A 22,756-nucleotide genomic window follows, 5' to 3' on the forward strand; every position below is an offset into this window, starting at 1 on the left:
GGAAAACCCCGGAACGATCCCTGGCCTCGCGGCCACATCGCCGGGGTTACGTCTTTTGCGGTCACGCGCCGGACCGTACGACCGCTTCCCGACACCCCGGGACCGTCGTCCACAGCCCCGGTCTGTGGACGGGCCGAGCCCGACCCGTTGTCTATCGGGCAGGCTCCTCCAGCGGCATGAGCCGCACCCGGTTGTCGTGGAACGTGGCGCCGCCGCCGTGATCCGACAACGCGTCCGACGTCGTCGCGTTGACCGACGACCCGTCGGGGAAACGGTCGCGGGACAGCCCCTTCGTCGTCGCGGCGACCCCCGGGCGGACGGCGTCCGTCACGGTGACGACGGCGACGAAGGTGCCCCGGTCGTTGCCGACCCGCACCGTCGCCCCGTCGGCCACCCCGGCCTCGGCGGCGTCCTTCGGGTGCACGAGGACGACCGGGTCGCCGGCCCGGGCGTGCTTCGGGGAGTCGGTGAACGTCGAGTTCACGAGGTAGTGGTTCGCCGCGCTGACGAGCGCGAGGCCGCCCAGCGCCTCGTGCGGCGGCCGGTAGTCCGGCAGCCGGCCGGCCCCTGCCGTCTCGGCCGTCGCGCTCGCGAACTCGAAGCGCCCGGACGGCGTCGGGAACGTCTCGGCGAACGGCAGGAACGGCTCCGGCACGTCGATCCGCTGGAAGCCCTTCTCCTGCAACGACTCCAGCGTGACACCGGGGATCCCTCGGGTCTCGTCGCCGATGGCGGCCCGGAGCAGCTCCTCGTCGCTCGCGAGCACCGCGGGGTCGGTGATGCCGAGCCGGGCGGCGAGCCGGCGGAAGATCTCGGTGTGCGGGAGGCACTCCCCCGGCGGCGGCACCGCGGGCCGGGCGAGCTGCACGTACAGGTGGGAGTAGGAGTCGACGAGGTCGAGCTGCTCGTGCTGCATCGCGCCGGGCAGCACGAGGTCGGCGTACGCCGTGGTGTCGGTGAGGGTGTGCTCGACGACGACGGTGAAGAGGTCCTCCCGGGCCAGGCCCGCGCGCGTCGTGCGCTGGTCCGGGTTGGAGACGACGGGGTTGCCGGCCCAGACGACGAGCACCTGCACCGGCGGGTCGCTCCGCGTCAGCAGCTCGCGGCCGAGCCGGGACATCACCAGGCCGCGGCCCGGGCCGGCCGGGCGTAGGTCGGGCCGTTGGTGCGCGTCGTCGTCGAACCCGTAGAAGCGGCCCGTCGAGTACGCCGTCCCGCCGCCGAGGCGGCCGTAGTCACCGGTGACGGCCGGCAGGCAGGACACGAGCCGGACGGCGGCCGCCGCACCGCCGTGCCGCTGCACGCCCATGAGGGTGCGGATGCCGAGCGGCCGGCGGGCGGCGACGAGGTCGGCGAACGCGTCGACCTCGGCGGCACCGAGGCCGCAGACCTCGGCCGCGCGCTGCGGGCTCCACCGCGCGAGCACCGTGTCCCGGAACTCCTCCCAGCCGAGCGCGTGCGCCGCGAGGTACTCCTCGTCGGCCGCGCCACGCGCGACGAGGCCGGCCATGACGCCGAGCGCGAGGGCGCCGTCCGTGCCGGGCCGCGGGGCGAGGTGCAGGTCGGCCCGGGCCGCCGTCCGGGTGCGGACCGGGTCGACGACGACGAGCGGGGCACCGGCGTCGCGGCCCTGCGTGACGAAGGGCCACAGGTGCAGGTTCGAGGTGAGGGTGTTCGTGCCCCAGAGCACGATCGTGCCGGAGTGCCGCAGGTCGGCCGGGTCCATGCTCGCGGCCGCACCGACGGTGAACCCCATCCCGGCGTGGCCGGCGGGCGAGCAGATGTTGCCGACGTGCCGGCTCGCGCCGAGGGTGTTGAACAGCCGGGCGCCCGAGCCGGAGCAGCCCTGCAGGACGCTGATCGTGCCGGTCGCCGAGTACGGCCAGACCGACTCGCCGCCGTGCCGCTCGACGGCGTCCCGGACCCTCGACGCCATGAGGTCGAGCGCGTCGTCCCAGGAGATCTGCTCGAAGTCGTTGCTGCCCTTGGGCCCGACGCGGCGCAGCGGGTGCAGCAGCCGCCGCGGGGAGGCGGCGTACTCCAGGTAGGAGTTCACCTTGGCGCACAGGCCGCCCCGGGTGAACGGGTGCTCCGGGTTGCCGCGCAGCGACACCGCGCGCCGGCCCCCGGCGTCGTCCTCCTCGACGGTGACGACCCACGAGCACGCATCCGGGCAGTCGAGCGCGCACGCCCCGACGACCTCGAGCCGACGTCCCATACGGGTCAGGGTCGCACGGCGGCCGGACCACGGCCCAGGGCGGCCCAGGCCTGTGCCGGGTCGAAGCCCTCCGGCCGGGTGAACGTCGTGCCGAGCAGCCGGACCTCACCGAGCCCGGCGACCGGCACCGCCCGGACGACGCTGCCCGCACGCGCGGTGTGCAGCAGCCACCAGCCGGTGCCCGCGTGGACGAGGGCGAGCGGCGCGAGCACCTCCCGCCCGCCCGCGGCGGCGGGCACCGAGATCTCCAGCCCCTCCCGGGCGGCCCGGGCGACGACGGCGAGGGCCGCGTCGAGCGCGTCGTCCGCCGCGGTGAGGTCGACGTGCAGCCAGGTCTCGAGCGCTGCGGCCGTCCGCAGGACGGCCTCGGGCAGCGCGGCCCCGACGGCTGTCCGGGCCGCCTGCGCGCCGGCGCGCATCCCCAGCGCCGCGGCCAGAGCCGGGAACCCCACGAGCCACAACGCCTCCGCGGCGTCGTGGGAGAGCTGGGCGGGGAGCCCGCGGACGCCGTCCAGCAGCGCGATCCCGCCGCCGTAGCCCTGCGTCGTGACGACGGGCAGGCCCGCCTCGCTCAGGGCCTCGACGTCGCGCAGCACCGTCCGCGGCGACACCTCGAGCAGGTCGGCGAGCTCCTGGGCGGTCATCCGGCCGCGCCGCTGCAGGGTGAGCATCATCGTCAGCAGCCGGGCCGCGCGCACCCCACGACCCTATGGCGTGAGCGGCCGCGAGGGAGATCAACAGGGCAGGGACATGACAGAAGATGTCAGGTCCGTGCTGTCAGGCTGTCCGTCCGGGCCGGTCGCGGCCCGACCGGACGAGAGGACGTCGATGACCGTCGAGGCCGGCACGCCGGAGAACCCCTGGACCCTGCGGACCCCGCCGCTGACGTCCGAGTACGAGGCCTGGTTCGACACCGTCGGCGGCACCGACGTCGTCGTCGTGCGGGTGGGGAAGACGGTCCTGCACTACGACCGGCGCTGCGTCGACGACCTCGCGGCGATGCTCAAGGCCCACGGGGACTGGATGGAGCTGGGCAGCGCCGACGAGCAGAAGGACGCCAGGCCCGGGACCGTCGAGGCCTGGGGGCGGGCGGCCGACAACCCGGTCGGCGGCTGGTACGGGCTCAAGAAGGGCCTGCGCGGCCGGTTCGCGATGTACGTGCCGCCGCTCATGGAGCAGCTCGGCCTCGCCGAGGTCGAGCACAACCCGCGCAACAACCGGATGCGCGCGCTCTGACCCGCAGCGGTCAGGCGCCGGCGTCCGCGGCGGCGTCGGCGCAGCGGGCCGCCTTGGCCGGCGCGACGCCGACGACGGCGAGCGCGCTCGTCGCGACGAGCCGGCCGGCGGCCGCGACGTCGACGGTGCCCTCGAGCACCTCCTCGAGGACGGCGAGCACGACCTGCCCGGCGACCCGGGCCAGGACCTCGGCCTCGGTGTCGCCCCGGAAGACGCCCTCGTCCTGCCCCGTCCGGACGAGGGCGGCCCGGCGGCGCCGCAGCGGGTCGAGACGCTCGAGTGCCCGGTCGCGGTGCTCGGAGCGGGCGGCCAGTGCCCCGAGGAAGCGGAACGGCTCGGCGGCCCGCCACACAGCGAGCTCGAACCGGGCCAGTGCGGTCGCCGGGTCGTCGGCGGAGGTGTCCACGGCGTCGAGGGCGGAGACGAGCCGGTCGCCGGCCCGGGTCGCGATCGCCGCGACGAGCTCCTCGCGCGAGGAGAAGTGCCCGTAGACGGTGCGGCGGGACAGGCCCGCCGCACGGGCGACGCTCTCCAGGCTGGCGTCGGGGTCCCGGGTGAGGGCCGCGAGCCCGGCGTCGAGGAGCGCGATCCGGTTCGCGAGCGCGTCGCGCCGACGGACGAGGACGGCCCCCGCCGTCTCGGAGAGGGAGGTCGTCATGCCGGACACCCTAGAATGATGCACAGGGATGTGCAAGTTAATCACCACCTCTAGCGGCAGGATCAGTTGCACAGCCCCGTGCAACTGCCGTCAGGGTGCTCCGGCGACACACCCGGGTGCAGGATCGCCGGCACACCACCGCGCAGACCGCACCGCGGGCCGCGCAGCAGGAGGCGGGATCCCGGCCGCCTGCACGCCGCCGCGCAGGACATCCCGCGCAGCGATGCGCGATCCTGCCCGCGCCTGTGACAGAAGGTGAACTTGCGATCACATTCTGCGCCCGGGCGCCGGGTGGACCCGTCACCGACACCCCGGCTCGATAACCTTGATCATCAGCCGGCAACGGACCGCCGACCAGGGAGCGCGACACGTGCCGAACCGCCGCAGCACGACGCTCTCCCGGGCGGACGAGGCGTACGCACTGCTGCGGCAGCGGATCACCCGGTGCGAGCTGGCCCCCGGTACGGCCGTCACGGCCCGCGAGCTCGCCGACGACCTGGGCCTCGGACTGACACCGGTCCGGGAGGCGCTGACCCAGCTCCACCGGGAGCGGCTCGTCGTGACGATGCCCCGGCGCGGCTACCGGGTCGCCCCGGTCACCGCGACAGGCGTCCGGGACTGCCTCGAGGTGTGGGCCGTCGTCCGGCCGCGGATCGTCGCGCTCGCGGTGACCCGCGCGTCCGCCGAGGCGGCGCGGCGGATCTGCGCCCTGATGGACGACGGCCTCGACACCTGGGCGGACACGCCGACCGTGCACGCGGGGCTCGAGAACCGGAGCCGGGCCTGGAGCCTCATCACCGCCGAGGCCGGCAACGGGCTGCTCGCCGACGTGTACCGGCTCCTCGACGGCGGGCTCCTGCGCCTGCGCGCGGTCCTGCCGGACGGCACCCCGCTGCCGGCGCTGCCCGCACCGGCCTGGGCCGAGCTCTTCGCGACCCGGGACGCCGAACGCGCCACGCGCCGGGCGGCGGCCGAGATCGAGGCCTTCCGGGCCGCCGTCCGGCCGTTGCTGGCCCGCCTGGAGGACGCCGGCCCCGGCGTCGACGAGCCGGACGGCGCGGGCGCCGGTTCGCTGACCGACGCGGCCTGGGCCGCGCTGCGGCGGCGGATCATCGACGGCCGGCTCCCGCCCGGCGCACGGCTCACCGAGCGCGCGCTGTCGGCGGAGCTGGGTCTCGGGATCACGCCCGTGCGCGAGGCGCTCGCCCGGCTCGACCACGAGCGCCTCGTGCTCACCCTGCCCCGGACGGGCTACGTCGTGACCGACACGACGCCGCAGGACGTCCTCGACACCGTCCAGGTGTGGGCCTACCTGGCACCGACGCTCGTCGGGCTCGCGGTCCGGCACGCGACACCCGCCGAGGCCCGGCGCATCGTCGCCCTCATGACGGCACCGGCCGACGACCCGGTCACCCTCACGGAGAACCGGTCCCAGGGCTGGCGGCTCGTCGCGCAGGCCGGGCGCAACGTGGTCCTCGGCGACGTCGTAGGGCTCGTGGACGGCGCGCTCTCACGCCTGTTCGCGCGGCTGCTGACCGGCCCGGCGAGCCCGGTCCGTGCGGCGCCGCTGGACTGGGCGCGGCTCTTCGCGGAGCGGGACCAGGAGCGGGCGCGCACCGACGCCGACCGCTACGCCGCGGCGCTCGACGAGGTCGCGCACTGGGCGGTCGACGAGGTCGCCCGCCGGGCGTGACCGGCGCCCGCACCCGCCCGGCGGCATGGGCGCCGACAGATATATCAGGGGTCGCGCCACGTGACGACGATCATCCGTGCCTACCATCAGGCCGCAGAGGCGTGAGAAGCACGGCTCGGCGGCGGGGCCGGCCCTCCTCGCCGCAGAACCCGTCGCGCGACATGGCCCGTCGCGTCGAGGGAGGCACCGCCATGCTGTCCCCGGGATCCGGCGAGGACGCGGGAGGCCTCCCGCGCAGCCAGAGCGGCGCGAACCCCCAGCACGTCATGGCGACCCTGCTCGGCGACTACTGGCTCGACCGCGACGAGCACCTGCCGTCGGCCAGCCTCGTGGACCTCGTGTGCGACTTCGACGTGACGACGGCGAGCGCCCGGGCGGCTCTGAGCCGGCTGCTGCGGCGCGGCACGCTCGACGCGCGCAAGAGCGGCCGGAACACCTTCTACCGCCTGTCGCCCCCCGCCCGGGCCGGCCTCGCGGCGACCCGTGACGCGCTCGTCGCGTCGACGGCACCCGTCGAGGAGCCCTGGGACGGCCTGTGGCTCGTCGTGGCCTTCTCCGTCTCGGAGGACCGGCGCGAGGTGCGCCACGCGCTGCGCGGCGGGCTGCGCAGGCTCGGGTTCGGGCCGCTCTACGACGGCGTCTGGGCCTCGCCCAACGCCTCCTACGACGCACTCGTCCGCCTGCTCGCCGACCTCGGCGTCGAGCAGGCGACCGTCATGCGCTCGTCCGTCCTGCACCCCGGGGACGGCGCCGGGCACCCGGCGGCGGTCTGGAACCTCGAGACGCTCGCCGACCGGTACCGCGGCTTCACCCGCACGTACGGCCCCGTCCTCGACGACCTCGCGGGCGGCACGGTCACCCCGCGGACCGCGCTCAGGCTGCGGGCCGAGGCGCTCGAGGCCTGGCGCGGTCTCGTCGACGACGAGCCGTCGCTGCCCGCCGCGCTCCTCCCGGCGGACTGGCCCCGCGCAGAGGCGACAACGGTCTTCGTCCGTCTCCTCGACGCCCTCGCACCCCTGGCCGAGCACCGGTTCCGCGAGGCGGTCGCGGCCGAGGCACCGGACCTCGCGCCGCTGGCCGCCGTCCGCAGGCTCGGCACGACCCTCTCCCTCGACGTTGCGGCACCGGTCGGCACCCTCCACCGGTAGACGACCGTACGTAGGCCTACATGAACGATCAGTGACAGGTCTTCGCCGGTTCTCACCCCCCGGACCACCGCCGCACGGGAGGATCGGGCAGCCCGCTCGCCCGGGCGGGTCCGGACTCGGGGAAGGACTCGGGGGAACCACACATGAAGATCGGATCCAGCAGACGGCGCGCCGCCGTCGGCACGACGGTCGGCGCCCTGGTGGTCGTCGCGCTGGCCGCGGCCGGCGCACCCGCCGACGGGGTCACCACAGCGGGCCTGGCGAAGGCCCAGGCCGTCGCGGCCCGCAAGGCCGGCCCGGCGCCCGCATGGCTCAAGACCATGCGCGCGCAGGCCGTCATCCACACGCGGCACGGCCAGGTCGTCACGGTCGGGCCGGACCCCCGCCTGGCGACCGGCCCCGGCGTCCGGGACGTCGCGGGCTGGGCCCGCAGGGAGGCCCTCGAGAAGGAGGCCGCGCAGGCGGGCACCGGCGGCGGCGTCTCCACCCAGAGCCGGCGGTCCTCGGGCACCGTGAAGCCGCCGACCGGCTCCGGTCGGCGCGCGGTCACCGAGTCCGAGCCGGCCGGCACCCGCGGCGGCAACGACACCCGCGCGACGGCCCAGCGGATCCCCGGCTTCGGGACCCGCCGGCCCGCGAAGAACGCCGCCGACGTCACCGGCGACCAGGCTGCGGTCCCCAGGCCGACGCTGGAGAAGATCAAGCCCAACGTCGAGGACGACAGCACCTTCGAGACCGCCGGCGTCACCGGCGTCTCGGACGTCCGCGCCGGCGCGACGACGACCGGCTTCGTCGGCGACAACCCGCCGAACCCGGACGACCCCGGGGCGACCGACGCCGACCTCTACGCGCTCGACCTCACGGCGGGGCAGATCTTCGACGCCGACTTCCGGACGACGAGCGGCGACCTGGAGCCGATCCTCTTCCTCCTCGACGAGCAGGGGAACTTCCTGGCCGACAGCTTCTTCGACCCGGACTTCCTCAACCCGTCGATCGAGACGCCGATCAAGGCCACCGGCCGCTACTACCTCGGCGTCCAGGGCTTCACGATCATCGACCTCGGCACCGGCCAGGTCACGGTGACCAAGGGCAAGTACGAGCTCGACCTCTCCGGCCGCGCGGGTGACACCGACACGTACAAGGTCGCCCTGGCCGCCGGCGACGTGCTCGGCACGAACGTCGCGGGCTCGGGCAAGGTCGTCACGCTCCTCGACGCCAAGGGCACCGAGCTCATGGGCTCCTCGCAGGACGCGTCGGGGATCTACCCGACGAACACCCCGCTGCCCGGCGGCGGCAACGCGGTCGCGGAGACCGTCGCGCCGAAGAAGGGCACGTACTACGTCCAGGTCGCCGGTGGCGACGGGCCGTACACGCTGCAGATCGAGGCGTACCGGCCCGGCGGGACGGGGAAGGTCCGGCAGACGCTCTTCCTCGACTACGACGGTCAGCGGCTCAACACGAACGCGGTCTTCGGGCGGGGCGTCACGACGCTCTCGCCGCTGTCGAGCTTCCTGTCGAGCTGGGGGATCAAGGCCGGTGACCGCAAGGCGCTGGGCCGCGCGATCAAGGCGACGGTGGTCGAGAACCTGAAGAAGGACCTCGTCGCCTCCGGCCTGAGCCGGACCGTCTCGGTCGACGTCGTCACGAGCGACGAGGTGAAGCAGGACCCGTACGGCCGCAAGGGCGTCATGCGGGTCGTCGTCGGCGGCACGATCGACGAGGCCGGCGTCGCGACGATCGGCATCGCGCCGTCCATCGACCCGGGCAACTTCGCCCGCGAGGAGAGCGCACTCGTGCTCCTCGACGCGCTGAGCGAGCCCGGCACCCTCGGGGACGTCGAGAACAGCCCGCCGTACTCGCTCAACACCTACATGGGCCCGCGGAGCAACCGGGTCCGGTTCGTCGGCCAGGCGGTCGGCAACGTCGTCTCGCACGAGGTCGGCCACACGCTCGGGAGCTTCCACACCGACAACACCGACGACCAGGCGTCGCTCATGGACGCCGGCGGCTTCGGCTACGGGAACCTCTTCGGCGTCGGCGCGGACGGTGTCGGCGGCACGGCGGACGACCGGGACGTCGACTTCGTCACCGACACGTTCGACCTGTTCGAGGGCTTCACGGGCCAGGAGAACACCCTGGCCCGGACGACCTGGGCACTGAGCCGGTGATCTCCGCCGGCTGATCCCGGACGACCGCACGGGCGGGCGGCGCACCCCGAGGGTGCACCGCCCGTCCGCGTCCCGGCCCGTCAGGGCGCCGGCACCGCGAGGACGTGCTGCTTCAGCCAGCCCTCGTCGAGGTCCCCGAACCGTTGCGGCGCACCGGGAACCGTCCAGACGTGGATCATCTCGTTGGTCAGCGCGACGGTGACCGAGCCCGCCGGGCACACCCCGAGCGGCGACGTGAGGCCGGCGAGCGACGGCGGCAGCAGCCCGAAGCAGACCTGCTCGTGGGCGTGCCACGTCGTCAGCGGCCCGCCGACCGCCGGCCCGTGCGTGCGCAGCCCCTGGGCCTGGTACATCGCCCCGAGCAGGACCGGGGTGCCGTCGTCGCGCACCGCGTAGACGAGCGTCTCGGGGCGGTCCGGGTCGAGCGTGGCGTCGTCCTTGGTGTACGCCGGGTTGTCGGCGTGGAAGTCGCGGCCCCGGATGCCCGTGGCCTTGTACCCGGCGGCGACCGCGGCCGCCGGGTCGGCGTACCGCGCGAGCGAGCGGACCGTGCTGCGGTACAGGTCCTCGGCCGCCGCGGTCTGCGCGACCGTCGGGTCCTCGCCGTCCCCGGCCGGCATGGCGACCCCGAGGGCGGGCGAGCCGGCGTGGTGCCCGTCCCCGTCGTCCCCGTGGCCGGCGCTCAGCCCGAGCGCCCAGACCCCCACGACGACGAGCGCGGTCCCCGCCGCCACGCCCGACGTCGTGAGCACCCGGCGGGCCCGGCCCGCCCCGATCGGTGCGCCGAGGGCGAGCAGCCCGGTCACCTCGACGACCTTGCACGCCATGGCGACCTGGTCCGGCATGTGCCCGGCGGCGAGCCCCGCGAGCAGGCCGAGCAGCGACCCGCCGAGGACGAGGGCCGCTGTCAGGCCGGCCCGCCGGCGGCCCGTGACGAGCCGGTGGGCCGCCCAGCCGAGCAGCCCGGCGTCGAGGGCGAAGGCGAAGGACCAGCCCGAGAGCCCGTGCGTCGGCACGAGCGCGACGTGGACGGCGGCCGACGCGACGAGCGCCCACACCGCGAGCGCCCGTTCGGCCGGCAGCGCGCGGCGCCGGCCGAGCCACGGCACCGGCGGCAGCGCCGCGGGCAGCCGGTGGACGAGCACCGCGACGAGCGGGAGCAGCCCGAGCACCACCAGCGCGGGCACGTGCTCGGGGGCGACGTCGTAGAGCAGCGACCCGACGTAGCTGCCGGGCGCGCCCTCCGCGTGCCCCCCGCCGTGCGCCAGCCGGTTCACCGTTCACCGCGCAGGAGCACGAGAACCGTTGCGGGGAGCGCGATCCGGACGAGCGCCGGGAGCAGCAGCGGCGCCACTCCCTCGAACATCGCGATGACGACGTCGACGCCGGCCGCGGCGAGGAAGACGACCTGGACGGCGAGCACGAGCCACCGCCGCCGGACGGCGCCGGGTGTGCCGCGGCCGGCGTCCCGCGCGGCCACGGCGAGGACGACGGCGACCGCACCGGTGAGCACCGCCGGCACCGGGGTGCCGAAGCCGACCGCGGCGACGATCAGCGCCTCGAGCGTCGTCACGAGGGCGACGACGAGCTCGAGGAGGAGGAGCACCCGGACGACGCGCATCCGGTCGGAGGGCGCGGGCCCGGCGAGGGGCAGCGGCGCCGTCGGCGGCGGCGCGAGGGGAACGGTGGGAGTCGTGGTCATACCGGGACGGTCGCGGGGGCCGGTGAACCGACTGTTGGGCCGGCATGAGACGACGATGAGAGCCGGCGGCCGGCCCCCGGAGCCGCTACGCGGCCGGCAGGTGCAGTGTGACGACGGCCCCGCCGTCCGGGGCGTTCTGCGCCGCGACCCCGCCGCCGTGCAGCCCGGCCACCGCGCTCGTGATCGACAGCCCCAGCCCGCTGCCGCGCCCGGAGCGGGCCGGGTCGGCGCGGTAGAAGCGCTCGAACACCCGGCCCACGGCGTCCGGCGGGAAGCCCGGGCCGTGGTCCCGGACGGTGACGACCGCCCAGTGCCCGGGGCCGCCCGGCCCGTCGGGCCGGGCCACGGTGACGAGCACCGGCGCGCCGCCGCCGTGGAGGACCGCGTTGTCGACGACGCAGCCGACCGCGCGCCGCAGCAGGTCCGCGTCGCCGAGGACGACGACGGCCGGCGCCCCGGGCGGCACCCGGACCTCGCAGGCCGCACCGGCGACCCGGGCGACGTCCGCGGCGAGCGTCCCGAGGTCGACCGGGCGCCGGGCCGGCTCCGGGACGGCGTCGGTCCGGGCGAGCACGAGGAGGTCGTCGACGAGCCGGCTCATCCGGTCGGCCTCGGCCCGGACGTCGGCGACGGCCTCGGCGCGGTCGGAGGGTTCGGCGTCGGGCCGCTCGGCGAGGAAGCCCGCGTTGCTGCGGATCGTCGTGAGCGGGGTCCGCAGCTCGTGCGAGGCGTCCGCGACGAAGCGCTTCTGCTCCTCCAGCGCGGCGGCGAGCCGGGCCCGGCCGTCGGCGATCCGGTCCATCATCGCGTTGAACTCGCGGGCCAGCCGCCCGACCTCGTCGCTGCGGCGGGGGACGTCGAGGCGGCGGCCGAGGTCGCCGGTCCTCGCCACCTCCCCGACGGTCGTCGCGAGGTCGCGCAGCGGCCGCAGCGCCCGGCCGCTCACGACCCACGAGGCGACCGCCCCGGCCAGGGCCGTGAAGACCGCGGCGAGGAGCACCACGCCCCAGAGGCCCCGACGCTGACCGGCGACGTAGGCCGTCTGCTGGACGGCGACCGCGACGCCGTCCGGGCGGGCCCGCCCGACCATCCGGACCTCGACCCCGGCCAGGCTCACGGTCGCCTTCGAGACCTGCCGGGCGAGGGCGTCCTCGACGAGCGAGAGCGGCACCCGGGGCGGCCTGCCGCCGATCCTGGCCTGGCTGTAGACGACCTCCCCGGTCCGGTCGGTGACGACGACAGCGGGGTCGAGGGACGTCCCGAGGTCGGTGACGATCGCCGGGGACGCCGAGCCGCCGGGCTCGAACCCGGCGGCGGCCGCCGTGGCGAGGGCGTCGAGGGCGTCGTCCTGGTCCTGCGGGCCGGCCGCGGTGGCGAGCGCCACGAGGAGCAGCGCGAAGAGCAGGACCGTCCCCGCGGCGAGCACGGTGCCGAGCGCCGCGAGCCGCCACCGCGCACTCACCCGCCCTCCCGCAGCACGTAGCCGGCCCCGCGGACGGTGTGCAGCAGCCGCACCGGGTGCCCGTCGTCGATCTTGCGGCGCAGGTAGCCGACGTACACGTCGACGACGTTGGAGGCCGTCCGCGCGTCCAGCCCCCACACCGCGTCGAGCAGCCGCTCGCGGGAGAGCACGACCCGCGGGTGCCGGACGAAGTGCTCGAGGAGCCGGAACTCCTGCGTCGTGAGGTCGACCGGTTCGCCGGCCCGCCGCACCGTCATCGCGGCCGGGTCGAGCTCGAGGTCGGCCAGCCGCAGGACGACGGCACCCGCGGCGTCCGGGGCGTCCGGCCCGGCGGACGTCGTCCGCCGGCGCAGGAGCGCCCGTACCCGCGCGAGCAGCTCGTCGTGGTCGAACGGCTTGACGAGGTAGTCGTCGGCGCCGGCGTCGAGCCCGGTGACCCGGTCCCGGACGGCGTCCCGCGCGGTGACCATGAGGATCGCGACGTCGTCCCCCGCCGCGCGGACCCGCCGGCAGATCTCCACGCCGTCGACGCCCGGGAGCATGACGTCGAGGACGACGAGGTCGGGCGGGTCGTCGCGGATCGCCGCGAGGCCCGCCGGGCCGTCCGCGGCCACCCGGACCCGGTGCCCGTCGTAGGTGAGGGCACGCCGGATCGACGCGGCGAGCCGCGTGTCGTCCTCGACGACGAGGACACTCCCCCGGCGGGTCATGGTCACGGACGCTAGCCGACCTAGCATGCCTGGGTGGGCGCTCAGGGGTACGAGCACGGGCACGAGCACGACGGCACCGACCGCGGGCACGGCGGGGGCGCCGTCGGCGGGCACGCGCACGGCCACAGCCACCTGCCGCCGGACGGCGCGCGCGGCCGGCTGGTCGCCGTCCTCGCGGTGTCGGTGACGATCCTCGCGGTCGAGGTCGTCGGGGCCGTCGTCTCGGGCAGCCTCGCGCTGCTCGCCGATGCCGGGCACGTGCTCACCGACGTCGCCGGGCTCGGGCTCGCCGTCGCCGCGGCGACGCTGGCGCGCCGGCCGGCGACCGACCGGCGCACGTGGGGGTTCCGGCGCGCCGAGGTGCTCGCGGCCGCCGCGCAGGCCGCCGTCCTGCTCGCCGTCGGCGTCTTCGTCGTCGTCGAGGCGCTGCGGCGGCTCGTCGACCCGCCGGCCGTCGACGCGCCGCTCATGCTCGCCTTCGGCGGTGTCGGGCTGCTCGGCAACCTCGTCGGGCTCGCGCTGCTCGTCGGGCGCCGCGGCGAGAACCTCAACACCCGCGCGGCGTTCCTCGAGGTGCTCAACGACGCGCTGGGCTCGGTCGCCGTCGTCCTCGCGGCGCTCGCGGTCCTCGCCGGGGGCTGGCTGCGGGCGGACGGCGCCGCCTCCCTCGTCATCGGCCTGCTCATCCTGCCCCGCACGTGGAAGCTCCTGCGGGAGACCGTCGACGTGCTCCTCGAGACGACCCCGAAGGGCGTCGACCTCGCCGAGGTGCGCAGCCACGTGCTCGGGCTGCCGCACGTGCTCGGTGTCCACGACCTGCACGCCTCGACGGTGGCCACCGGCCTGCCGGTGCTCTCCGCGCACGTCGTCGTCGACGACGCCTGCTTCCACGACGGCCACGTCCCGCGGCTGCTCGACGAGGTGCAGGCGTGCCTCGCCGGGCACTTCGACGTCGAGCACTCGACGTTCCAGTTCGAGTCCGCCGCGCACGCCGACCACGAGCACGCCGCGCACCACTGAGCGGCCGTCACCCGGTGCGGCCGGGACGGCGCGGCCTCACCCGGCCGCCGGGTGACGCGGCGACGCTGCGCGACGGCCGCACGGTGCGCGTTGGGCCGGTCAGGGGTCCCCCGCCAGGCTGCTGTCACATCCGCGCGGCGGCGACCGACGATGTGAGACGTGAGCACCCCCGCCGAGATCGAGTCGACCGTCACGGTGATGCCGCCCGACGTCCTCGACGACCTCACCCGGGCCCAGCTCCAGGACGCCGTCCAGCGGCACGACCCGGTCGTCGACGCGCGCCGGTGGTCGAGGGTGGCGTTCTTCGTCATGACCCTCGTCGTGTGGTTCCCGACGATGTGGTCGGGCACCAAGGGCGCCGAGCTCGCCGTCCAGCAGTGGGGTGCCGTCATCGCGCTGACGATCGGGCTGCACCTCGTGCTCGCGACGGCGAACCGGTTCGCCAAGGAGAACGCCCGCGCGGTCCTGCGACGGGACTCGATCGCCCGCTCGATCCTCGCCGCCGAGCAGCTCGCCGAGCAGCAGGCCAAGCTCGAGGCGGCGCAGGCCAAGCTCAAGGCCGACATCGACCGCAAGGCCGCGGCCCAGAAGGAGGCCGACGCCAAGGCGAAGGCCGAGCGCGAGGCCGTCGAGGCGCTCGCCGACGCGATGGCCCAGGTCGCCAGGCAGCCGTAGGCCGCCCGGCTCGGCCGGGTGGCTCAGCCGTACGCGTAGAACCCGCGGCCGCTCTTCTTGCCGAGCAGCCCGGCCTCGACCATCCGGCTCAGCAGCGGCGGCGGTGCGTAGAGCGGCTCCTTGAACTCCTCGTAGAGGGAGTCGGCGATCGCCTTCGTCGTGTCGAGGCCGATGAGGTCGGTGAGCGCGAGCGGGCCCATCGGGTGCGCGCAGCCCTGGACCATGCCGGTGTCGATGTCCTCCGCCGTCGCGTACCCGGACTCGAGCATCCGGACCGCCGAGAGCAGGTACGGCACGAGCAGCGCGTTGACGACGAAGCCGGCCCGGTCGCGGCAGTGGATGACCTTCTTGGCGAGCACCTGCTCGGCGAACGACTGCGTCCGCCGGACGGTCTCGCCCGAGGTGAGCAGCGACGGCACGAGCTCGACGAGCTTGAGCACGGGCACCGGGTTGAAGTAGTGCATGCCGACGACGTGCTCGGCACGGCCGGTCGCCATCGCGACCTTCATGATCGGGATGGAGGACGTGTTCGACGCGAGCAGCGCGTCGGGCCGCTCGACGACGGCGTCCAGGGTGCGGAAGACGGCCACCTTCGCCGCCTCGTCCTCGACGACCGCCTCGACGACGAGGTCGCGGTCGGCGAGGGCGTCGAGCCCGACGACGACGCGCAGCCGGGAGAGCGTCTCGGCGGCGGCGTCCGCGGTGATCTTCCCGCGTGTGACGCCGCGCTCGACGGAGGCGCTCACCCGCTTGAGGGCGCGGGCCGCGGCGGCCTCGTCGGCCTCGGCGACGACGACGTCGCAGCCTGCGGCGGCGCAGACCTCGGCGATACCAGAGCCCATGAGCCCGCCGCCGACGACCCCGACGCGGCGGATGTCGTCCCGGGGGTCGGGAGGGGCGGCAGCGGCGGACGAGGCGGCGGACGTGGCGGCGTCGACAGTCATGGTGCCTGACGCTAGCCGAACCGGACGCCCTCGTCGTCCACCCGTCCCCGCCGGAACATGACGCGGTCCCGGACGTAGTTCTGGTGCACCCGCCACGGCGCCCGGGGCCCTTGCTTGGGCAGCGCGTCGAGGCCGCGCCGGACGTACCCGGACCGCAGGTCGAGCAGCGGCAGCCGCTCGTCGGTCGGCGGCGGCACGGGGACGACGCGGCGCAGCCCCTTGCGGTCCATGTAGGTGAGCAGGCGGCAGACGTACTCGGCGACGAGGTCGGCCTTGAGCGTCCACGAGGCGTTCGTGTAGCCGACGGTGAAGGCCAGGTTCGGTACCCCGGTGAGCATCATCGCCTTGTACGCCACCGTCTGCGCGACGTCGACGGGCTCCCCGTCGACGCTCAGCGCGATGCCGCCGACGGGCAGCAGCACGAGCCCGGTCGCGGTGACGACGACGTCCGCGGGCAGCACCTCGCCGGACGACGTCCGCACCCCCTCGGGCACGAACGTGTCGACGGTGTCGGTGACGACCGACGCGCGGCCCGACGCGACGGCGCGGAACAGGTCGCCGTCCGGCACGAAGCACAGCCGCTCGTCCCAGGGCGCGTACCGCGGCGTGAAGTGGGTGGCGACGTCGTACCCCTCGGGCAGCTGGGCGCGCACCCCCTTGAGCAGCAACGACTTCATGAGCTCGGGACGGCGGCGGCTCACGGCGTACTGGGCCTGGGCGGCGAGGATGTTCTTCCACCGGATCGCCGGGTCGGCGGCCCGCTGCGGCAGGGCACGGCGCAGCAGGCCCGCGACCGGGTCCCGGCCCGGCAGCGAGAGCACCCACGTCGGCGAGCGCTGGAGCATCGTCACGTGGGCGGCGGTCCCGGCGAGCGCCGGCACGAGGGTCACGGCGGTCGCCCCGCTGCCGAGGACGACGACCCGCTTGCCGGCGCAGTCGAGCCCGGCCGGCCAGGCCTGCGGGTGGACGACGGTGCCGGCGAAGGTCTCCACGCCGGGCAGGTCCGGGGTGTAGCCGGCCCCGTAGTCGTAGTAGCCCGAGCAGATGTAGAGGAACGTGCAGGTGAGCAGGACCTCACCGGCGGGGCCGAGCACCCGCACCGTCCACCGGGCGTCGGCCCCGGACCAGGACGCGCTGACCACCCGGTGCCCGAACCGGACGAGCCGGTCGACGCCGTAGGCGCGGGCGGTCTCCACGACGTACTCGCGGATCGAGTCGCCGTCCGCGAGCGCCTTGTCGCCGCGCCACGGCCGGAACGCGTAGCCCAGGGTGTGCATGTCGGAGTCCGAGCGGACGCCGGGGTAGCGGAAGAGGTCCCAGGTGCCGCCGATGGCCTCGCGGGCCTCGAGGACGGCGAGCGAGCGGCCCGGGTGCGCCGTCCTCAGCCGGCAGGCGGCGCCGACTCCGGAGAGACCGGCCCCGACGACGAGGACGTCGAGGTGCTCGGGCCGTTGCCCGGGCCCGGGTCGTCCCGGTCCGGCGGCGTCGGATCCTGTTGCGGCGTCGGCCATTGCGCCACCTTACGTCCCGGCCGGGGCGACGGGTCGCTACCCGACGAGCCCCGCGACGTCCGGGGCCTTCTTCAGGGTGCCGTAGCGCCGCGCGGCCTTGCCGACGGCCAGCAAGGACTTCTCGTCGAGGCCGACGGGCCAGTCCGGGAGGTTGACGGAGACGGCGACCTCGCGCGGGATCTTCGTGTACGTCGTGACGATCTCGCGGACCTGCACCTGGTGGTCCCGCGCGTAGGCGAGGGAGTCGTTGAGCGCGGCGACGAAGCGGTCGAGGACGACCGGCTGCTTCTCCCGGTACGACTCGGTCGTGAAGTACGCGGCGATCTGCACCTTGGAGTAGGTCTCGGTGAGGTTGTTGAAGAGGATGCGGCCGCCGCCGGCGACGACCGAGCTGACGAACGGCTCGCTGAGCCAGGCCGCGTCGACCGTGCCCGCCTTGACCGCGGCGGGCATGTCGGGGAACGGCATCGGGACGAAGGTGACCTTCGACGGGTCGCCACCCGCCTTCTCGACGGCGGCGCTGACGGTGGTGTCGCCGATGTTGTTCAGGGCGTTGACCGCCACCTTGCGACCCTCGAGGTCCTTGGCCGTCCTGAGCGGCGACCCCTTGCCGACGACGACGCCGTTGACGTCCTTCTTCGGGTCGCCGGTGGAGCTGACGCCGGCCCCGACGGCGATCACGTCCGCGCCCTTCTCCCGGGCCGCGAGCAGGGACACGACGTTGCTGAACCCGATGTCCATCTGGCCGGCGAGCACCTTCTCGGCGATCTCGCCGCCGGTCTGCGCGATGACGGGCTGGACGTCGAGGCCGCGCTGGGCGAAGTAGCCCTTCTGGATCCCCAGGTAGATCGGCGCGACGTCGATGATCGGGATGATCCCGACCGAGATCTTGGTGAGCGGCAGGCCGGTCGACGCGCCGGCGCCGATGGTGAGACCGGGGTCCGGCTCGGCGCACCCGGTGAGCAGCCCGGCGAGCAGGGCCAGCACGGCACCGGCGCCCGCGAGCGCGCGCGGGCGACGGGAGGGTCGAGGCATGGCGGGCCTCCAGGAGGAGCGGGCGATCAAGCGAACGTAGGGCGGCCTCAGGGCCTCGTCAACGCGAATGCCCAGGTCAGGGCCGAGAGAGCGACGATCGCCGTGGCAATCTCACGCAGCGCTTGTGGTCGCCTACGATCAGCATCGTGTCGACGTCCGCCGGACCGGTCCCGGCCCGTGACCCGGTCGTCGGGTCCGTCGGCGCCGCGACCCCCGTCCGGCCCCAGATCGTCCTCTACACCGTCTTCGGGGACCACCTCGTCGACGACGGCCTCGCCGTCGCGACGAGCAGCCTGCTCGACCTCGCGCGCCGGGTCGGGATCGGCGAGCACGCGATGCGGACGACGCTGGCCCGGTTGACCGCGCGGGGCACGCTGACCCGTCTGCGGCGCGGCCGCCAGGCCTACATCGGGCTCAGCGAGCAGGGTCGGCGGACCGTGCTCGACGGGCGGGCTCGGGCGCACGCGGACGTCGTCACGACGGACTGGGACGGGGTGTGGACGCTCGTCGCCTTCTCGCTGCCGGACAGCCTGCGCCGCCGTCGCTACGACCTGCGGGTCCGCCTGGAGTGGGCCGGCTTCGGGGTCGCCCAGGGCGGGCTGTGGGTGTGCCCGCGCGACGTCGACGTCGAGGCGGTGCTCGGCGAGGTCGACCTCGAGGGTCTCGACCTCCACGACCGGGTCCGGGCCTTCCGCGCGACGACCCTCTCGCCGACCCGGGTCTCCCGGATGGTCGCCGAGGCCTACCCGCTGGAGGCGCTCGCCGCCGGGTACGTGGCCTTCGAGCAGCGCTGGACGGGCACCCTGGACGACCCCGGGCCGGTGGACCCGTTGGCCCGCAGGGCGCTGCTCGCGGCCGACTGGTCACGCGTCGTGCGGCGCGACCCGCGCCTGCCGGTGGAGCTGCTGCCGGCGGACTGGCCTGCCGCGCGGGCGCAGACCCTGTTCCGCGACCTCGTCGACCGGCTCACGGGGCCTTCGCGACGGCAGGCGCAGCTCGACCTGGACACCGTGCCGCAGCCGTGAGCCGGCGGTGAGCCGTCCGTCAGCCGCCGCTGCGGTGCGCCGAGCGGATGCCCTCGTACCAGCGCAGCACCCGGGCCTCGACGACCCGGAAGACCCAGGCGAGGGTGACCCCGAGCAGCCCGAGCACGATGATGCCGGTCCACATCTGCGGCACGGCGAACGTCCGCTGGAACTGCACGACCGTGAACCCGATCCCGTTGCTCGCCGCGAACATCTCGCTGATGACCATGAGGATGATCCCGACCGACAGCGCCTGCCGCAGGCCCGTCATGATCTGCGGGCTCGCGGACCGCAGGACGAGCGAGCGGACCCGCCCGGGGCCGCGGATGCCGTAGCTGCGGCAGGTGTCGGCCAGCACGGGGTCGACGGCGCGGACCCCCTCGACCGTGTTGAGCAGGATCGGCCAGAGGCAGCCGAAGACGATGACGAGCACCTTCATGAGGTCGTCGATCCCGGCGACGGCGACGAGCAGCGGCACGGTCGCCGGCGGCGGGACGGCCCGGAAGACCTCGAGCACCGGTTCGACGAGGGCCCGCAGCACGGGCGACGACCCGATGAGCAGCCCGGCGCCGACGCCGACGACGGCGGCCAGCCCGTACCCCGTGAGCAACCGGGCCAGGCTCGGCAGCACGTCGGAGACGATGCGCGCGTCGGCGCCGCCCGCGAACCACGTGTCGGGCAGGACGGCGACCACCTCGCGCAGCGGCGGGAAGTAGAAGCTCTCGCTCCCGTCGCTGGTGACCCACCAGGCCGCGAGGAGGACGGCGGGCAGCGCGACGACCTCCGCCGCACGGCGCAGCCGCGCGCCGACGCTCACGGCGCCACCTCACCGCGGACCGAGACGTGCCAGCGCAGCAGGCGTCGTTCGAGCGCGCGGACACCGACGTTGACGACGAGCCCGAGCAGCCCGGTCACCAGGACGAGGCCGTAGACGAGGGCCGTGGCGCCCCCGCTCTGCGCCGCGGCGATCTCCCGGCCGAGGCCGGGGCTGCCGATGACGAGCTCGGCGGTGATCGCGAGGATGAGGGCGACGGCCGCGGCGAGCCGGACGCCGGTCGCGACGTACGGCTGCGCGGTCGGCCAGAGCACGTGACGGACCCGGGCCCAGCGGCCCAGCCCGTAGGACCGCGCCGTCTGCTCGGCCACCGGGTCGACGTCCGCGACGCCGTACATCGTCTGCACGAGCACCTGCCAGAACGACGCGTAGACGATGAGCAGGAGCGCCGACCGCAGCTGGGTGCCGAGCACGAGCACGGCGAGCGGGACGAGCGCCACGGAAGGGATCGGCCGCAGGAACTCCACGGTCGAGGCCGTGAGCCGGCGCAGCCAGGGCACCGAGCCGAGGACGACCCCGACGCTCACGCCGAGAACGACCGCGATCGTGAGCCCCAGCCCCCACTGGACCACGGTCGCGGCGAGCGCCGCCCGGAACTGCGGCGTCGGCAGCTCGGCGACGAGCGCGCCGAGGATGACCGACAGCGGCGGCAGCACGTCGCCGGGGACGCCGAGAGCGCGCGGCAGGACCTCCGCGGCAAGGGCGGTCAGGGCCAGGCCGGTCGCCCCCAGCACGACGGTGCGCGGGACCCGCGGCCCGGCCGGCCGGGCGCTCACGCGCCGTCCGGACGGCTCGCGGCCCGCTGGGCGGCCCGGATCTCGCCGTACACCCGGCTGCGCAGCTCGGTGAAGCGCGGCATGGCCCGGGTGTCGAGCTGGTCGCGCTCGCGCGGCAGGTCGACCGGCAGGTCGTCCTGGACCACGGTCGGCGACGAGGAGAGGACGACGACGCGCTCGCCGAGGTAGACGGCCTCGTCGATGTCGTGGGTGACGAACAGGGTGGTCACCCCGGTGCGGTCCCACAGCGTCCGGATGAGGTCCTCGAGGTCGGCGCGGGTCTGCGCGTCGACGGCAGCGAACGGCTCGTCCATGAGCATGACGTGGGGTTCGTAGGCGAGCGCGCGGGCGATGGCCACGCGCTGCTGCATCCCGCCGGACAGCTGCCAGGGGTAGGCGTCCGGGGTGTGCGCCAGGCCGACGTCCGCCAGCGCGCCCGTCACGAGGCGACGCCGTTCGGCCCGACCGTGCCCCTTGTGCCGCAACGGCAGCTCGACGTTCTGGGCGACGGTCATCCAGGGGAACAGCGAGCGGCCGTACTCCTGGAAGACCACGGCCATGCCGGGGGGCGGCCCGTTCACGGACCGCCCCTCGACACGGACCTCGCCGCCCGTCGGGCCGAGCAGGCCCGCCAGGCACTTCAGCAGCGTCGTCTTGCCGCACCCGGAGGGGCCGACCAGGCACACCAGCTCACCGGCCGCCACCGAGAAGGTGATGTCGCGCAACGCCTCCACGGTCCGGTCCTGTGACGTGTAGACCTTGCGCAACCCACGGACCTCGAGCATCTGCTCCCTCTCCTGGCGGACGGACGACGGACCGGTGGCCGGGCCGGCCGGTCAGGCTCCGGCGAACAGCCCCGCGACGTCCGGGGCCTTCGTGAGCGTGCCGAACGAGCGGGCCGCCTCGCCGACGGCGGTCGCCGACTGCGCGTCGAGCTCGGCCGGCCAGGCGGGGAGGACCACCTTCGCCCCGACCTCCGGCGGGATCTTCGTGTACGTCGAGAGGACGGCCCGGGCCTCGTCCGGGTGGGCGACCGCGTACGCCAGGGACTCCTTCATGCCCTCGGTGAACGCCGTCACCGTCGCCGGGTCCTCGGCCTTGAGCTTCTCGCTCGTGAAGTACGTGGCGATCTGGAGCTTCGGGTAGGTCTCGGTGAGGTTGTCGAAGAGGATCGAACCGCCGGCCGCGAGGATCTGGCTGCGGAACGGCTCGCTCTCCCAGGCCGCGTCGACCTTGCCGGCCGCGAGCTGCGCCGGCATGTCCGGGAACGGCATCTCGACGAACGTCACCTTCGACGGGTCGCCGCCCGCCTTCTTCACGGCGGTCTTGATCGTCGTGTCGCCGATGTTGTTCAGGGCGTTGATGGCGACCTTCTTGCCCTCGAGGTCCTTCGCGGTCTTCAGGGTCGACCCCTTGGCGACGAGGACGGCATTGACGTCCTTCGCCGGGTCTCCGGTCGAGCTGGCGCCGCCGACGACGGCGACGAGCGGCACGCCCTTCTCGCGCGCGGTGAGCAGCGAGACCACGTTGCTGAAGCCGAACTGGTTCTCCCCGGCGAGGACGGCGGGCACGATCGCGGACCCGCCCTGCGCCGGCGCCGGGGTGATCTCGAGACCGCGGGAGGTGAAGAACCCCTTCTGGATGCCCAGGTAGAGCGGCGCGACGTCGATGATCGGGATGACCCCGACGGTGATCTTCTTCGTTCCGGCGGCGGACGACGCCGCGCCCCCGGTGCCGGTCCCGGCGGCGGGCTCGGACGCGGAGCCGCCGCAGGCGGCGAGGACGGCGGTGAGGACGGCGGCCGCGAGGGCTGCTGCGCCCCGGCGGGCCGTGGTGGACGAGTGCATCTGGCTTCTTCTCCTCGGAGATGGTGCGTCGACGGCGTGGACGAGCAGGGGCCATGCGCACCGCCGCGGGGCCGGCGCGTCCCCGGCCGGGGC

21 protein-coding genes are annotated in these 22,756 nt (G+C 75.0%); 7 read left to right on the top strand and 14 right to left on the bottom strand.

All coding sequences use genetic code 11. The features are described from left to right. Nucleotides 1-151 precede the first annotated feature (151 nt). Nucleotides 152-2,218, bottom strand: a complete 2,067-nt coding sequence (locus EDJALFJO_RS22150) for a molybdopterin-dependent oxidoreductase (RefSeq protein WP_088288487.1) — start codon at nucleotides 2,216-2,218, stop codon at nucleotides 152-154. A 5-nt stretch (nucleotides 2,219-2,223) separates the two neighbouring features. Continuing rightward, complete coding sequence (locus tag EDJALFJO_RS22155; protein ID WP_088288488.1) at nucleotides 2,224-2,916, bottom strand: YafY family protein; 693 nt, start codon at nucleotides 2,914-2,916, stop codon at nucleotides 2,224-2,226. A gap of 130 nt (nucleotides 2,917-3,046) precedes the next feature. On the opposite strand from EDJALFJO_RS22155, the gene EDJALFJO_RS22160 reads away from it, so the two are divergent. Beyond that, complete coding sequence (locus tag EDJALFJO_RS22160) at nucleotides 3,047-3,454, top strand: DUF6855 family protein (RefSeq protein WP_088288489.1); 408 nt, start codon at nucleotides 3,047-3,049, stop codon at nucleotides 3,452-3,454. 10 nt (nucleotides 3,455-3,464) lie between these two features. Here the strand turns inward: EDJALFJO_RS22160 and EDJALFJO_RS22165 are convergent, their stop codons facing one another. Then, the gene (locus tag EDJALFJO_RS22165) at nucleotides 3,465-4,112 is read right to left on the bottom strand and encodes a TetR/AcrR family transcriptional regulator (RefSeq protein ID WP_143448701.1); all 648 of its coding nucleotides are present in this window, start codon (nucleotides 4,110-4,112) and stop codon (nucleotides 3,465-3,467) included. Between the two features lie 370 nt (nucleotides 4,113-4,482). Between EDJALFJO_RS22165 and EDJALFJO_RS22170 the strand changes: the two genes are divergently transcribed. The 3 genes from EDJALFJO_RS22170 (at nucleotide 4,483) to EDJALFJO_RS22180 (ending at nucleotide 9,121) form a co-directional block, all read left to right on the top strand. Then, the gene (locus EDJALFJO_RS22170; protein WP_143448702.1) at nucleotides 4,483-5,805 is read left to right on the top strand and encodes a GntR family transcriptional regulator; all 1,323 of its coding nucleotides are present in this window, start codon (nucleotides 4,483-4,485) and stop codon (nucleotides 5,803-5,805) included. Between the two features lie 191 nt (nucleotides 5,806-5,996). Continuing rightward, entirely contained in the window at nucleotides 5,997-6,953 is a 957-nt protein-coding gene (locus tag EDJALFJO_RS22175; RefSeq protein ID WP_158220526.1) for a PaaX family transcriptional regulator C-terminal domain-containing protein, read from the top strand. 143 nt (nucleotides 6,954-7,096) lie between these two features. Continuing rightward, nucleotides 7,097-9,121 carry a pre-peptidase C-terminal domain-containing protein gene (locus tag EDJALFJO_RS22180; protein ID WP_088288493.1) on the top strand — a complete coding sequence of 675 codons (2,025 nt, stop codon included), beginning with the start codon at nucleotides 7,097-7,099 and terminating at the stop codon, nucleotides 9,119-9,121. Nucleotides 9,122-9,201: 80 nt separating this feature from the next. Here EDJALFJO_RS22180 and EDJALFJO_RS22185 read toward each other — a convergent pair whose 3' ends face one another. The 4 genes from EDJALFJO_RS22185 to EDJALFJO_RS22200 form a co-directional block, all read right to left on the bottom strand. Continuing rightward, nucleotides 9,202-10,398 carry a hypothetical protein gene (locus EDJALFJO_RS22185; RefSeq protein WP_088288494.1) on the bottom strand — a complete coding sequence of 399 codons (1,197 nt, stop codon included), beginning with the start codon at nucleotides 10,396-10,398 and terminating at the stop codon, nucleotides 9,202-9,204. Then, the gene (locus EDJALFJO_RS22190) at nucleotides 10,395-10,823 is read right to left on the bottom strand and encodes a hypothetical protein (RefSeq protein WP_088288495.1); all 429 of its coding nucleotides are present in this window, start codon (nucleotides 10,821-10,823) and stop codon (nucleotides 10,395-10,397) included. Before EDJALFJO_RS22190 ends, EDJALFJO_RS22185 begins: the two co-directional genes overlap by 4 nt. Nucleotides 10,824-10,908: 85 nt before the next feature. Further along, entirely contained in the window at nucleotides 10,909-12,285 is a 1,377-nt protein-coding gene (locus EDJALFJO_RS22195; RefSeq protein WP_088288496.1) for a cell wall metabolism sensor histidine kinase WalK, read from the bottom strand. Next, nucleotides 12,282-12,995 carry a response regulator transcription factor gene (locus tag EDJALFJO_RS22200; RefSeq protein ID WP_088288497.1) on the bottom strand — a complete coding sequence of 238 codons (714 nt, stop codon included), beginning with the start codon at nucleotides 12,993-12,995 and terminating at the stop codon, nucleotides 12,282-12,284. The genes EDJALFJO_RS22195 and EDJALFJO_RS22200 overlap by 4 nt, the downstream gene beginning before the upstream one ends. A gap of 33 nt (nucleotides 12,996-13,028) precedes the next feature. Here EDJALFJO_RS22200 and EDJALFJO_RS22205 point away from each other — a divergent pair, with 33 nt between their 5' ends. Then, nucleotides 13,029-14,015, top strand: coding sequence for a cation diffusion facilitator family transporter (locus EDJALFJO_RS22205; protein ID WP_088288498.1), 987 nt, complete (start codon nucleotides 13,029-13,031; stop codon nucleotides 14,013-14,015). 159 nt (nucleotides 14,016-14,174) lie between these two features. Then, nucleotides 14,175-14,690, top strand: a complete 516-nt coding sequence (locus EDJALFJO_RS22210; protein ID WP_088288499.1) for a hypothetical protein — start codon at nucleotides 14,175-14,177, stop codon at nucleotides 14,688-14,690. 23 nt (nucleotides 14,691-14,713) lie between these two features. Here the strand turns inward: EDJALFJO_RS22210 and EDJALFJO_RS22215 are convergent, their stop codons facing one another. From EDJALFJO_RS22215 to EDJALFJO_RS22225, 3 genes are read right to left on the bottom strand one after another with little or no spacing between them, the layout of a single operon-like run. Then, nucleotides 14,714-15,634, bottom strand: coding sequence for a 3-hydroxybutyryl-CoA dehydrogenase (locus EDJALFJO_RS22215; protein WP_088288500.1), 921 nt, complete (start codon nucleotides 15,632-15,634; stop codon nucleotides 14,714-14,716). Nucleotides 15,635-15,645: 11 nt separating this feature from the next. Continuing rightward, nucleotides 15,646-17,145 carry an NAD(P)/FAD-dependent oxidoreductase gene (locus EDJALFJO_RS22220; RefSeq protein WP_088288501.1) on the bottom strand — a complete coding sequence of 500 codons (1,500 nt, stop codon included), beginning with the start codon at nucleotides 17,143-17,145 and terminating at the stop codon, nucleotides 15,646-15,648. Nucleotides 17,146-17,181: 36 nt separating this feature from the next. Continuing rightward, the gene (locus tag EDJALFJO_RS22225; RefSeq protein WP_088288502.1) at nucleotides 17,182-18,180 is read right to left on the bottom strand and encodes an ABC transporter substrate-binding protein; all 999 of its coding nucleotides are present in this window, start codon (nucleotides 18,178-18,180) and stop codon (nucleotides 17,182-17,184) included. Nucleotides 18,181-18,326: 146 nt separating this feature from the next. Here EDJALFJO_RS22225 and EDJALFJO_RS22230 point away from each other — a divergent pair, with 146 nt between their 5' ends. Then, nucleotides 18,327-19,205 carry a PaaX family transcriptional regulator C-terminal domain-containing protein gene (locus EDJALFJO_RS22230; RefSeq protein ID WP_158220527.1) on the top strand — a complete coding sequence of 293 codons (879 nt, stop codon included), beginning with the start codon at nucleotides 18,327-18,329 and terminating at the stop codon, nucleotides 19,203-19,205. A 19-nt stretch (nucleotides 19,206-19,224) separates the two neighbouring features. On the opposite strand, the gene EDJALFJO_RS22235 is transcribed toward EDJALFJO_RS22230, so the two are convergent. Genes EDJALFJO_RS22235 through EDJALFJO_RS22250 form a run of 4 tightly spaced genes read right to left on the bottom strand, consistent with a single transcriptional unit; the run spans nucleotide 19,225 to nucleotide 22,663 of the window. Further along, on the bottom strand, nucleotides 19,225-20,022 hold the full coding sequence (locus tag EDJALFJO_RS22235; RefSeq protein WP_088288504.1) for an ABC transporter permease: 798 nt from the start codon (nucleotides 20,020-20,022) through the stop codon (nucleotides 19,225-19,227). Further along, complete coding sequence (locus tag EDJALFJO_RS22240; RefSeq protein WP_198950543.1) at nucleotides 20,019-20,816, bottom strand: ABC transporter permease; 798 nt, start codon at nucleotides 20,814-20,816, stop codon at nucleotides 20,019-20,021. Before EDJALFJO_RS22240 ends, EDJALFJO_RS22235 begins: the two co-directional genes overlap by 4 nt. Continuing rightward, nucleotides 20,813-21,601 (bottom strand): ABC transporter ATP-binding protein, encoded by a 789-nt coding sequence (locus EDJALFJO_RS22245; RefSeq protein ID WP_088288505.1) that lies wholly within the window; start codon nucleotides 21,599-21,601, stop codon nucleotides 20,813-20,815. Before EDJALFJO_RS22245 ends, EDJALFJO_RS22240 begins: the two co-directional genes overlap by 4 nt. A 51-nt stretch (nucleotides 21,602-21,652) precedes the next feature. After that, on the bottom strand, nucleotides 21,653-22,663 hold the full coding sequence (locus tag EDJALFJO_RS22250; RefSeq protein WP_158220528.1) for an ABC transporter substrate-binding protein: 1,011 nt from the start codon (nucleotides 22,661-22,663) through the stop codon (nucleotides 21,653-21,655). Between the last annotated feature and the right edge of the window lie 93 nt (nucleotides 22,664-22,756).

The organism is Kineosporia sp. A_224, assembly GCF_002198655.1.
Classification (GTDB): domain Bacteria; phylum Actinomycetota; class Actinomycetes; order Actinomycetales; family Kineosporiaceae; genus R-H-3.

Bases quoted from the DNA above. Each gene is read 5' to 3' on its own strand.
- EDJALFJO_RS22150 (WP_088288487.1), bottom strand. From the start codon at position 2,218: ATGGGACGTCGGCTCGAGGTCGTCGGGGCGTGCGCGCTCGACTGCCCG.
- EDJALFJO_RS22160 (WP_088288489.1), top strand. From the start codon at position 3,047: ATGACCGTCGAGGCCGGCACGCCGGAGAACCCCTGGACCCTGCGGACC.
- EDJALFJO_RS22165 (WP_143448701.1), bottom strand. From the start codon at position 4,112: ATGACGACCTCCCTCTCCGAGACGGCGGGGGCCGTCCTCGTCCGTCGG.
- EDJALFJO_RS22175 (WP_158220526.1), top strand. From the start codon at position 5,997: ATGCTGTCCCCGGGATCCGGCGAGGACGCGGGAGGCCTCCCGCGCAGC.
- EDJALFJO_RS22180 (WP_088288493.1), top strand. From the start codon at position 7,097: ATGAAGATCGGATCCAGCAGACGGCGCGCCGCCGTCGGCACGACGGTC.
- EDJALFJO_RS22190 (WP_088288495.1), bottom strand. From the start codon at position 10,823: ATGACCACGACTCCCACCGTTCCCCTCGCGCCGCCGCCGACGGCGCCG.
- EDJALFJO_RS22200 (WP_088288497.1), bottom strand. From the start codon at position 12,995: ATGACCCGCCGGGGGAGTGTCCTCGTCGTCGAGGACGACACGCGGCTC.
- EDJALFJO_RS22215 (WP_088288500.1), bottom strand. From the start codon at position 15,634: ATGACTGTCGACGCCGCCACGTCCGCCGCCTCGTCCGCCGCTGCCGCC.
- EDJALFJO_RS22220 (WP_088288501.1), bottom strand. From the start codon at position 17,145: ATGGCCGACGCCGCAACAGGATCCGACGCCGCCGGACCGGGACGACCC.
- EDJALFJO_RS22225 (WP_088288502.1), bottom strand. From the start codon at position 18,180: ATGCCTCGACCCTCCCGTCGCCCGCGCGCGCTCGCGGGCGCCGGTGCC.
- EDJALFJO_RS22245 (WP_088288505.1), bottom strand. From the start codon at position 21,601: ATGCTCGAGGTCCGTGGGTTGCGCAAGGTCTACACGTCACAGGACCGG.
- EDJALFJO_RS22250 (WP_158220528.1), bottom strand. From the start codon at position 22,663: ATGCACTCGTCCACCACGGCCCGCCGGGGCGCAGCAGCCCTCGCGGCC.